The sequence below is a fragment of the Stenotrophomonas sp. P5_A9 genome (assembly GCF_056400525.1).
This window is the reverse complement of record NZ_JBFULC010000053.1, coordinates 18,488-29,721: the sequence shown is the minus strand read 5'-3', so window position 1 is coordinate 29,721 and position 11,234 is coordinate 18,488. Positions and strand designations below refer to the sequence as shown.

The following is an 11,234-nucleotide window of genomic DNA, read 5'->3' as shown; positions in this document are numbered from 1 at the left end:
GGCGCGCTGCGCGCCGCCGGCCGGGGCGCCGTCGGGGCGGCGGCCGGCGGCGGTGCATCGGCAGAACAGGCCGCCAGCACGAGCAGGACAGCGAGCAGCGGCGGGAGGGAAGCGGAGGTGCGCAACATCGGGTTCCTTGCAGCCAGGCACGAGCATCGCCGAACCGGGACGGGAGGGGCAAGCCAGCGCACGGTCACAGCGACCGTACGACGACCGGATCATGATACCGGCGCGCGCGCCGACCACGGCGCGTTATCCTCATCCCCTGAGCACCCCCTGCAGTTGACGGAACCCACGTGGCTTATTGGATCAAAACCCCGGCGGAGCTGGACGAGCGCTACCGCCAGCGCCCCACCCGGATCGGGCTGGACACCGAATTCATCCGCGAACGCACCTACTGGCCGCAACTGGCCCTGGTGCAGATGGCGGTCGGCGATGAAATCCTGCTGATCGACCCGCTGATCCCCGGCATGAACGAGGCGCTGGCCCCGTGGCTGGCCGACACCTCCATCCTGAAGATCATGCACAGCGCCAGCGAAGACCTGGTGACCTTCAAGGTCGCCTGCGGCGTGCTGCCGCGTCCGCTGTTCGACACCCAGATCGGCGCGTCGCTGGCCGGCATCGGCGGCGGCATGGGCTACCAGAAGCTGGTCAATGCGATCACCGGGGTCACCCTGGCCAAGGGCGAGACGCGCTCGGACTGGATGCGCCGCCCCCTGTCCGAATCGCAGCTGGAGTACGCCGCCGACGACGTCGAGTATCTGTTTGCCATGCACGATGCGATCGACGCCAAACTCGGCGAGCTCGATCGCCGACAGTGGCTGCAGGACGACGCCGGACGCCTGCTCGGCAGCGTCGAGAACGACGAAGACCGCTGGCCGCACGTGGCGATGCGCTCGGCCCAGTTCATGGACGACGCCGCGCAGATCCGCCTGCTGCGCCTGCTGCGCTGGCGCGATGTGCAGGCCCGCAGCAGCGACAAGCCGCGCAGCTGGATCCTGGACAACGAACTGGCGGCCGTGCTCGCGCGCACGCCGCCCGCCGACGTGCCGGCACTGGAAAAGCTCATGGAGAGCTTCCCCAAGGCACCGCGCAAGCTGGCCAACCAGGTCTGGCAGGCACTGACCACGCCGCTGGACGACGAAGCCGACGCACCGCTGGCGCTGCCGGCCAACGACAACAACAAGCAGGCGCTGAAGCGGCTGCAGGATGCGGTCAGCGCGCGCACCGCCGAACTGGGCCTGCCCGACGGCGTGCTGGCCTCGCGCAAGCACCTGGAAAGCTATCTGGAAAGTGGCCAGTGGCCGCCCGCGTTGGCCGGTTGGCGGCGTGAACAACTGGAGCCGGTCCTGGCCCCGCTGCTGCCGGCCGCGTAAGCCGCCGGATACCGCAACGACAGGTGGGGAGACGACAGTGCACCGGCGGCAGTATGCGCCGGTGCTGCGGTGTCTGTCCGAGCGTCCATCGTCATCTACGCGGGCCACCGCAAGCCCGCCAACCCTTCCGTGCGATGCGCTTCATGACCCTGCCCTTGCTGCGATTGCTGCCGTCGTTGCTGCTGCCGTTGCTCGCCCTGTCCCCGTTCACTGCGGCGGCCATGCCGCAAGCGGCCATCGACACCGCGCCCGCCAGCAGCTGCACACCCGACCCTTACAGCTGCCCGGACTGGATGCCGTCCCAGGCACAGATCCGCAGCGCCGTCGCCGATTACTTCTGCGCGCTTGCCGACCGCGGCCTCATCGCCCCGAAACTGCCCGGCCCGGTGGTCGCAGAATCCTCGCAGGTCACGTGTGCCGCGTTGGGGCGCGAGCCAGGGTCGAACTTCGTCTGTGGTGGCGAGATCCGCTTTATGAACCCCGAAGGCAGGAGCGACGCCGAGGCGTTCAGCCCTACCCTGCACCACGATGAAGCAGGGCGTATCGCCTTTTACGAGGGCGACGGTGATGGCGGCAATGAAATCTGGCACGCACCGGCGCCGAGGGAGCGTTCGCGGTATTGCGCAGGTAGGCCGACGCTGCGCTGATCGGGCGTGATAGCGTTGCGGCATCTGTGGAACGCACGGCGCACCGTGCCGATTGCCACGGCAACGTGAACCGCTCTCAAGGATGAATCTCCCAATGCCAGTGCATACCAAGACGCTGCTGATGTGCGCCCTGCTGACCAGCATCTCGATCGACATTGCAGTCGCCGAGCAGCCCGACCCCAACATCGAACACGTGAATGGAATACTGGACGTCATCGATGGCGCCACCCGCGATGGCATGGTGGTGGTGCTGACGCCCGTCCCCTATCCGCAGAGTTATGATGAGATGTGGGGGACCTCCCTGGTTCCAGGCTTTCTTCTAGCCGACAGCTTCCACAAGCTGCCGCCGTTGTCTGCCCGTACGTTTTGGCAGAACGAGCAGTCTCCGAGCCAGCACTACATGCCCGGATTCTCCGCCAATACGCTGGAAAGGAAGCCGATGGTCTACCTGTGGACCGGGTTCGAAGTGCATGTCATTGCGCCGGGCACCTATCGCCTGACCAGCGCCGAGAGCTATCGCATCGATGCCACGCTGGCCAACCTGCCCAAACCGGAAAATTCCGACAGCGAAACCGATGGCGTGCAGGGACGCGTGCGTTTGGAGCAGGTGACCTACCGCCAGTCCTATCGCGAAAAGATCTGGTCGCCGCCAGGCTCGATCGATGAAGCGCATTCGCGCCAGGTCTGCACGTCCGTGCACGTGGCCTCGGGAAACTGCATGTCATACAGGACCGAAACGTATGATGTTCCCCGCCACGTTGAGGGCGCCTGGCTGGAGAAGACCCGGGAGCGCGATGTGCCTGCGGTTCGCGTGCGGGCCGGCATACCGAGTGCAGCCGCGCCGCTCGCATTTACCGTGAAGCCCGGCCAGATCGTGCTCGCCGCCCGCGCCATCGTGGCCAATGCCGATGTGGACTACCACGGCCCCGATCGTTGCGAGGACATCAATGCGACGACCCGCGACTGCCTGCTTCGCCGATTCACCGTCCACCTGTCACCTGCGCCCATGAAAGCCGCGCGGGTCCTTGTTGGCATCAACTCAACCCCCCTCACGCCCGCACAGAAGGCGCTGCTCGCCCGCCTAGAACCGATGCAGGTGCAGGTAGTGGGCCGTGCTGGCACGCCCGATCCGCTGCTGGGTACGCCGGTGTCGCTGCGCAAGCCGGTGGACGGATCAGCAGGCGCGAAGTAGGCACGAGGCGACGCTGTCGCCTCTCGCAACACGTGTACGCGGGCATGACTGCAGACACATACGTGCGCGCAGCGGAAGTGCAAGAGTGAGTCGCAATCAACGCAGCACGCTTGTACCCAGGCGCTGCGGACACTGCACCCTGCGGGATCGTTGCCATTGGCACAGGTCCTGCCCACGCTGCTGCGCAAGGACTCCCATGCACACGATCACACACCGACGGACCGCAGCCTGCCCCCACCCCAGCGCGCGTGGTCTGCGCCGCTGGCTGGGCATCTCCCTCCTGCTTGTCGCGGCCAGCGCCAGTGCCGCGGACGATCTGACCTCAACGATCACACAGGCCATGCAGGGCACGTCGACCCCGGCCATGGGCGTGCTGGTGATCCGCGACGGCAAGGTCGCCGACCAGGCGGTCAGCGGGGTGCGCCGCAGCGATGGGAAGATAGCCGCCAGCGTCGAGGACCCGTGGATGATCGGTTCCACGGGCAAGCCGATCTCCGTAGCGATGATCGCGCGTCTGGTCGAACAGGGCGTGCTGACGTGGGATGCACCGCTGTCCACGCTGTTGCCCGACCTGGCCAAGCAGATGCATCCGGCTTACCGACAGGTCACGCTGGTGCAGTTGTTGTCGCATCGCGCCGGGCTGCCGGAGAACCTCACCGACGCCGCGGCGCTGGATGCCTTCTTCGTGGACCCCCGGCCCCTGCCCGTGCAGCGCGAGGCCTACATCAAGGCCGCGCTGGCCGAAACACCCGTGCATGCACCGGGCACCGCGTTCGCCTACAGCAACAGCGGCTTCCTGATCGCGGCGGTGATCGCCGAGCGCGCCACCGGCAAGGATGTGGAATCGCTGATCCAGCGCGAGGTGTTCCAGCCGCTGGGCATGACCGGTGCCGGATTCGGCCCCACTTCTGCCGGGCAGCCGTTGGGCCATCGCGGCGGCAAGCCGGTGACCGCCGCCCCGCAGAAGGCCGATGACGGCGTGCCGCCGATCTACACCGCAGCGGGCAACCTGCATATGCGCCTGCAGGACCTGGCGCTGTTTGCCATCGATCAGCTGGCCGGTAGCCAAGGCAAGGGCAAACTGCTGACCCCGGCCTCGTACGCGCTGATGCAGACCGCGCAGACCGGCAGCCCATCCGGGCTGGACTGGGGCGTGCAGCCGTCCATCGCCGGTCGCCAGGGCCCCGTGCTGGTGCACGGCGGCTCCGATGGCAACTGGCTGGCCTGGGTGGTGCTGTTCCCCGCACAGAACAATGGCGTGATCGCCATTGCCAACGCCGCCGAAGACATGGGCGCGGACAAGGCCACGATGGGCGTGCTCGGCGGTTTGTTCGCCGGGTTGGCCCCGGCGATGCCGCCAGCAACCCCGTAGCCGAAACAACAACGCCCTGCACAGGCAGGGCGTTGTTATCGCAGAGCATCCGGCATCGGCACCACGCTTGCGCGGTGCCGATGCCCTCGCCACTTACCAGTTCATGTTGAGCGAAACACCCACGGTGCGCGGTTCGTTGTACACCGCGGCCATGTAGTTTTCGATCACACCCTTGAGGTTCTTCTCGTTGGTGATGTTGCGCGCGAACAGCGCCACTTCCCACGCACCGTAGTTGCCGGAGTAACCCAGCTTCAGGCCGCCTTCGAAGCTGCCCTTGGAGTTGAACTCGGCCGAGTCGTACAGCACGAAGCTGGTGTAGCCCTGCTTGTTCCAGTCGGTGGAGACGAAGAACACATCGCTGTCGTTGACCGGCACGTCGTAGCGCGCGGCGAGGTTGATGTTGTACTTCGGCGCATTCGGCAGCGGGTTGCCGTTGATCTGGGCGAAGGTGTTGGCACCAACCTTGATGGTCGGGTCGTTCACCGTGCACACCACCGCGCCGTTCAGCGCGCAGACCTGGGCATAGACGCGGTCGTCCTGGATTTCGCTGTGCAGCAGGCTGACACCGGCGCTCAGGCTCAGGTTCGGAACCGGGCGCAGCTCCATGTCCGCTTCCAGGCCGTAGGCCTTGGCCTTGTCGGCGTTGAACAGCACGCCGTTGCCGTCCGAGTCGTTGCCGTTGAGCTGGATATCGTTGACCACGTAGGTGAACGCAGCGGCATTCACGCGCAGGCGGTTGTCCCACAGGCTGCTCTTGATGCCCGCTTCCCAGGACAGGATGGTTTCCGAATCGGCGGTGGTGAAGTCGGCGTTGAATACGGCCGAACGGCCCTGGATGGTGGGGCCACGGAAGCCACGGGCCACGCGCGCATACACGCTGAACTGCGGGTTGAACGCGTACATCGCGCTCACGTCCCAGCTCGGGGTGGTGTCGGCCATTTCCACGTCGGTGCGACCCTTGTAGGTCACCACGCCGGCGGCGGTGTCGGCGGTCTTGAGCAGACGGGTGTGCTTCTCATCGCGGGTCTGGCGCAGGCCGGCGGTCAGGGTGAACTTGTCGGTGACGTCATAGCTGACCTGGCCGAAGCCAGCCCAGGAGGTGTTGACGTTGCGCAGGCGCACCCAGTTGTTCGGGTTGCGCGCGTTGCCCTGCAGGAACCAGGCGCGCTGGTAGAAATCGGTGGTGTCGCGGCCATCGAAGTAGAACGCGCCGACCTGCCACTTCAGGCGGTTGTCATCGCCATTGGCCAGGCGGATTTCCTGGGTCCACTGGTCCAGGTCGCGGATCTGGCCCATCGACTGGCCGTAGCCGTTGGCCACGCCATTGACCGGGAAGTTGGCCGCCGCGCCGCCATCGGTATCACCGCGGCTGTAGCCGGAGGTGGTTTCGTAGGCGGTGATCGAGGTCAGCGAGACATTGCCGAAATCGTAGACTGCCTTCACCGAGCCGCCGTAGGTCTTGTAGGACTGCGGGTTGTTGTCGGCTTCGTCGTAGGCCACGCGATCGCGCGCCACGTCGGTCTTGTTGGAGCCCTTGGTGACCGCACCCCGCAGGAACAGGGTCGAGGTGCCGTCGTAGTCACGCGCATGGGCCGAGGCCAGCAGCGAGAAGTTCTCGCTCGGCTGCAGCAGCAGCTGTGCGCGCACGTTGCGGTCGTCGAAGCCGCCCATGGCGTTGTTCTTCGGCGACACCGTGCCATCGGCGCTGGGGCCGGTGTAGGTGTTGTCCACGTAGTCATCGCGGTGCTGGTACAGCGCCGACACGCGGAACGAGGCGATGTCATTGATCGCACCGCCCACGCCGCCGTCGATGGCCACGCTACCGTAACTGCCATAGCTGGCCTGCACGCGGCCGCTGGCGTCCTGGCTCGGCTTGATGGTGTCGAACTTGACGATGCCGGCGGTGGTGTTGCGGCCGAACAGGGTGCCCTGCGGACCGCGCAGCACTTCGATCTGGTCCACGTCGTAGACCGGGTTGGACTTCAGCACCACGTGCTCGAGCACCACGTCGTCCTGGATGATCGAGACCGGCTGCGAGGCACCCAGGTAGAAGTCGATGTTGCCCAGGCCACGGATGTAGAAGCGCGGGAAGATGCGCCCGGTGGTGGTCTCGGCGTAGAAGCTGGGCACCTTGCCCGACAGTGCCAGCAGGGTGTCATCGCCGCCGGCGGTGTAGTCGCGGATCTTCTCGCCCTGGACCACGCCGACCGAGACCGGCACTTCCTGGAGGTTGCGCTCGCGGTGGTCGGCATTGACGGTGATGGCGTCCAGCGAGGTCGGCGTAGCGTCCTGGGCCAGTGCGGTGCCGGCCAGGCCGAACAGCGAGGCGGTGGCGCAGGCCAGCGCCAGGGCGTGGCGGCGCGGCAGTGCGACGGCGGAACGGGACGGCATCGACACGGGGGTGTTGCGGTAGGCAGGCATGCAGGGTCTCGGGGAGTGCTGAACGGGTGGCGTGCGGCGCACGCGGATGAACACCGCTGTTTTACGCAGCGATGCGGCACGTTATTGCGTGGATGTTGCAGGCTGGTTGCAGGGCGATGCGGGGGACGGCCGTCCATCCCCTCCCCTGGTCTGCTGGCTGAGCCGCCGGGATTCTGGCGCGGATTATGCCCGCTCGGTGCGGCGGCCGGAAGGCTTGACGCTGTGCCGGATCTGGCTGGCGGCGCGCGTGGGGCCGGCCACGCGCGCGCTGCAGGGGCTCAGGCCGCCACGGCCGCGCGCCTGGCCACGCGCATTTCGGCCAGTCGGAAACGGCCCACCGTGTGCTGCAGATCGGCCGATTGCGCGTTCAGTGCGCGGGCCGACGCCGACGCCTCTTCCACCAGTGCGGCATTCTGCTGGGTCACCCCGTCCATCTGCACGATGCTCTGGTTGACCTGCTCGATGCCGGCCGCCTGCTCCTGGCTGGCGCTGGCGATCTCTTCGATCAAGCCCCCCAGTTCGCCCACCGAGCTCACCACCCGGGCCAGGGTCTGCCCGGCCTGGTCGGCCAGCTGGCTGCCCTGCGCCACCTGGCTGCTGGAGGCATCGATCAGCGTCTTGATCTCGCGGGCCGCCTGCGCCGAGCGCTGTGCCAGCGCCCGCACCTCCGAGGCGACCACGGCAAAGCCACGCCCTTCCTCGCCTGCGCGGGCCGCTTCCACCGCCGCATTGAGCGCCAGGATGTTGGTCTGGAACGCGATGCCGTCGATGACGGTGGTGATATCGGCGATGCGGTGCGAGGACGCCTCGATGCCGGCCATGGTCTGCACCACCTGCGCCACCGCCGCCCCGCCCTGCGCCGCCACCTCGGCGGCGTCGGCGGCAAGCCGGTCGGCACGCCGGGCATGGTCGGCGTTCTGCTTCACTGCTGCGGTCAGTTCTTCCAGCGAGGCGGCCGATTCTTCCAGGCTGGCGGCCTGCTGTTCGGTACGACGCGACAGATCCTCGTTGCCCGCCGCGATCTCCGCCGATGCGCTGGAGACCGCCACCGCCGCCTGCTGGATGTCGCCGACGATCGCGGTCAACTGCGCCACGCTGGCATTGGCATCATCGCGCATGGTGGCGAACACGCCCTGGAACTGGCCCTCGATGCGCCCGCGCAGGTCACCCGCCGCCAGCGCGCGCAGCAGCCCGGACAGCGCGGTCAGGTTGCGGTCGGCGGTTACCATCAGGGTATTGAGGCCTTCGACCATGTCGCGGAAGTCGTATTCGAAGGCATCGGCATCGCCGCGCTCGCTGAAGTCACCGGCGGCGGCGGCCGCGACCAGCCGCTTGATCTCGCCATTGATCGCCAGCAGGCGGCCACGCACACCGTTGACCGCCTCGGTGATGAGCGCCTTCTCGCCCGGCAGGTCTTCCATCGATGCGGACAGGTCGCCATCGGCGTAGGCCCGCACCAGTTCGACCATGCGCATCTTGGTCTGGATGTGCGCGTCCACCAGGTCGTTGGTGCCGGTCACCATCGTGCCGAATTCCCCCTCGAACCGGCTGGCATCGATGCGATGGCTGATCGCGCCATCGGTATGCCGGCGACTCATCTCGTTCTGCGCGTGGATGATCTCGCGCAGCTTGCCCTGCATCTGCTGCAGCGCGCCCATCAACTGCCCCACTTCATCCTGCCGTTGGACCACGATCTGCCGGTCCAGCCGTCCGGCAGCCACGTCGCGGGCCACCTGCCCGGCCTGCGCCAAGGGCACGCTGACCATGCGCCTGACCACCACCAGCAGCGCCACGATCACCGCCAGCAGGCCCAAGCCGGCCACCACGACGATATGCAGCATCAGCGAATGCAGAACGCTCTGCAGCACCGAGACCGGCTCCAGGCCGAGCACCGCCCATTTCCAGGGCGCGTAGGCCTGGGCCGAAACGAAATAGGCCTGGGATGCCGCGTCGCCGCTGCGGCGCAGGTGCACGATCGCCTGCTCGCTTTTGCCGGCCAGCAGTGCCTCCAGCGCCGGCCGATCGGCGGCGTCCACCTGACTGGCCAGCGTCTTGCCCTCATCGGCCGGCGCAGCGATCAGCGTGCCGAACTGCTCACCTGGACGCGTATCCAGCGCCAGGAAATGCCCCTGCTTGCCCAGCTGCGACGTGCGCAGGCGTTCCTTCAGCGCGGCCAGGCCATCGGAGTAGTTCTGCCCGACAAACACGATGCCGATCACCTTGGCGGTCGCGTCGGTGATCGGCAGGTAGTGGGTCATGTAGTCCACCCCGAACAGCCGCGCCGGGCCGGTGTAGCGACCGCCTTCCAGCAGGTTTCGGTACGCCGGATGTGCATGGTCCAGCACGGTGCCGAGCGCGCGGGCGCCCTCGGCGTTGCGCAGCGAGGTGGAGACGCGCACGAAGTCCTCCCCTTGGCGCACGAAGATCGTGGCCACCCCGCCGGTCGCCGCGGCGAAGCGGTCCACGGCCGCCTCCTGCAGGTTGATCACCTGGCCGCCCAGGCGCAGCGTCGGCACCTGGCGTGCGCCGACGGTAACCGGCGTGGCCGCATCCAGGATGCGCTCGCCGTCGGGCAGCAGCGCGCGGAACGTGCCGGCCATGCGCTCGGTGCTGTCGCTGAGGCTGCGGTCATAGAGCGCGACCGAATCGCGCATGAGCGCGGTGGACGATTGCAGGCCGGCCTGCACACGCTGCTGGTAACTGGCTGCCGACTGGCGGTAGATCAGCACCGCCAACAAGACAAAGGCGACGGCAGTGATCAGGCCCATCAGCAGCGCCAGGCGGGCGCCGAGGGAGGATGAGAAAACGGTGGCGGCACGGGTCGTCATCGTTGGTACTCGAAGGAAAAAGTGTGGGATGTTCGTCACACTTCTTATCGGCACCCTTTCTGGTCCTCTTTATGCAGGAGCACCTAGTCCTTTCCTACTAGATCGATTTCTCAAGTCGTTGTTTTTAAATGGATAACGGCGCAAATGGTCTTCACAAAACCCGATCGGCGTTCAGAAAGACGGCCGACGGCCGAGGACGGAGCAGCGCGGTCGCACTGAAGGCCGGCAATATCGTGCGTATGCGCAGGTACACCGTGCACCCCTTGGCAGCGCCCCATTCACGGCGCTAGACTAGGTCCAACGCGAGGCAAGGCCTGCGGGGTTTGTGTGACATCCGTGGGGCCATAGCTCAGCTGGGAGAGCGCGTCGTTCGCATCGACGAGGTCAGGAGTTCGATCCTCCTTGGCTCCACCAAATATTCGCCCGACCGGGCACAGGAAAGGCCGGAATACCTGCAAAAACAGGGCTTCCGGCCTTTTTCATTAGGCCGGCGGGTACGACCCGGTACATTGCGGCTGGTGAGAATGCTCGGCTCCTGGCCTGTACCGCAAGCCGAGCCCAAGGCAACCCACGGACCTTGCCCATCCAGCCGCTAGAATGGTCGGCTCATATCGGGGGAGCGTCATGGAGCGGTGGTATCTGACAACACTGTTGGCCCTGATCCTCCACCAGATAGACGCCGCCTTCTGGCAGGAATGGGATATGTTTCACGTACCCGGCGGAATCCAGGGGTTTCTGGTGTTCAACCTGCTCGCCGTTGGTTTTCTGCTGCATGGCTACCGCCAGGTCCTGCTGGTCCGTCCCAGTGCCCGCATCTACGCCGCCGTGTGCGGCGGAACAGGGGTTGCCACCGCTGCGATCCACGCGGGGTTCGCAGCAATTGGGCGCGATGAGTTCCATCTGCCGCTCTCTGTACTTGTTCTTCTGGTCTGCCTCGTCGCCGGCACCGGCGTTCTTGTGCACTCCCGGCAGCACCGCTCCTCCAGGTCGCCAATCAACACGTAGCGGAGACCTGCAGCTAAACCGCACGGCGAACACACGGCGCAACTGCGCTCGTCTGCGCAACGCGGTGCCCCGGTTGGCGAGCCGATCAGGCGTCAGTGATTGAGCCGGAACACGACCCGATTGCGAAACAGGCCGTTGAGGCATGCGCCGCCAACGGAAAGCAGGAGGAAGAAGCTGAACCACCCCAGCCATCCTGCGAGAACGGCTCCCACCCAGACGCCGAACGCCAGCGACAGCAGGAAAAGCACCACCAGCGCCCACGGTGGAATCCCGTACTCGATCCGGGCGGCGCAACCGCGACACACCACAGCACCTCGCGGAACTCCACCGAAGCACATCGGGCATTTCATCAGATCGTCCATGTTCGGTTCGACCGCCGACGTCACGGCGGTC

8 protein-coding genes and 1 tRNA gene are annotated in these 11,234 nt (G+C 66.6%); 6 read left to right on the top strand and 3 right to left on the bottom strand.

What is annotated here, in order from left to right:
- The first annotated feature begins 296 nt into the window (after window positions 1–296).
- The 4 genes from rnd (at window position 297) to AC1DR7_RS15795 (ending at window position 4,587) form a co-directional block, all read left to right on the top strand.
- The gene (gene rnd / locus AC1DR7_RS15810) at window positions 297–1,376 is read left to right on the top strand and encodes a ribonuclease D (protein ID WP_478051818.1); all 1,080 of its coding nucleotides are present in this window, start codon (window positions 297–299) and stop codon (window positions 1,374–1,376) included.
- A 143-nt stretch (window positions 1,377–1,519) separates the two neighbouring features.
- On the top strand, window positions 1,520–2,023 hold the full coding sequence (locus AC1DR7_RS15805) for a hypothetical protein (protein ID WP_457321393.1): 504 nt from the start codon (window positions 1,520–1,522) through the stop codon (window positions 2,021–2,023).
- 94 nt (window positions 2,024–2,117) lie between these two features.
- Window positions 2,118–3,215, top strand: coding sequence for a hypothetical protein (locus AC1DR7_RS15800; RefSeq protein WP_457321395.1), 1,098 nt, complete (start codon window positions 2,118–2,120; stop codon window positions 3,213–3,215).
- Window positions 3,216–3,411: 196 nt separating this feature from the next.
- Window positions 3,412–4,587, top strand: a complete 1,176-nt coding sequence (locus tag AC1DR7_RS15795) for a serine hydrolase domain-containing protein (RefSeq protein ID WP_478051817.1) — start codon at window positions 3,412–3,414, stop codon at window positions 4,585–4,587.
- Window positions 4,588–4,680: 93 nt separating this feature from the next.
- On the opposite strand, the gene AC1DR7_RS15790 is transcribed toward AC1DR7_RS15795, so the two are convergent.
- Entirely contained in the window at window positions 4,681–7,008 is a 2,328-nt protein-coding gene (locus AC1DR7_RS15790) for a TonB-dependent receptor (RefSeq protein ID WP_478051816.1), read from the bottom strand.
- Window positions 7,009–7,286: 278 nt separating this feature from the next.
- Window positions 7,287–9,836 (bottom strand): Cache 3/Cache 2 fusion domain-containing protein, encoded by a 2,550-nt coding sequence (locus AC1DR7_RS15785; protein ID WP_478052139.1) that lies wholly within the window; start codon window positions 9,834–9,836, stop codon window positions 7,287–7,289.
- A 338-nt stretch (window positions 9,837–10,174) separates the two neighbouring features.
- On the opposite strand from AC1DR7_RS15785, the gene AC1DR7_RS15780 reads away from it, so the two are divergent.
- Together AC1DR7_RS15780 and AC1DR7_RS15775 are read left to right on the top strand one after the other, a co-directional pair.
- Window positions 10,175–10,250, top strand: a tRNA-Ala gene (locus AC1DR7_RS15780).
- 183 nt (window positions 10,251–10,433) lie between these two features.
- A complete protein-coding gene (locus tag AC1DR7_RS15775) occupies window positions 10,434–10,841 on the top strand; it encodes a DUF6713 family protein (RefSeq protein WP_478076552.1) in 408 nt (135 codons plus the stop codon).
- A 92-nt stretch (window positions 10,842–10,933) separates the two neighbouring features.
- Here AC1DR7_RS15775 and AC1DR7_RS15770 read toward each other — a convergent pair whose 3' ends face one another.
- Complete coding sequence (locus AC1DR7_RS15770; protein ID WP_478052740.1) at window positions 10,934–11,203, bottom strand: hypothetical protein; 270 nt, start codon at window positions 11,201–11,203, stop codon at window positions 10,934–10,936.
- Window positions 11,204–11,234: the final 31 nt, after the last annotated feature.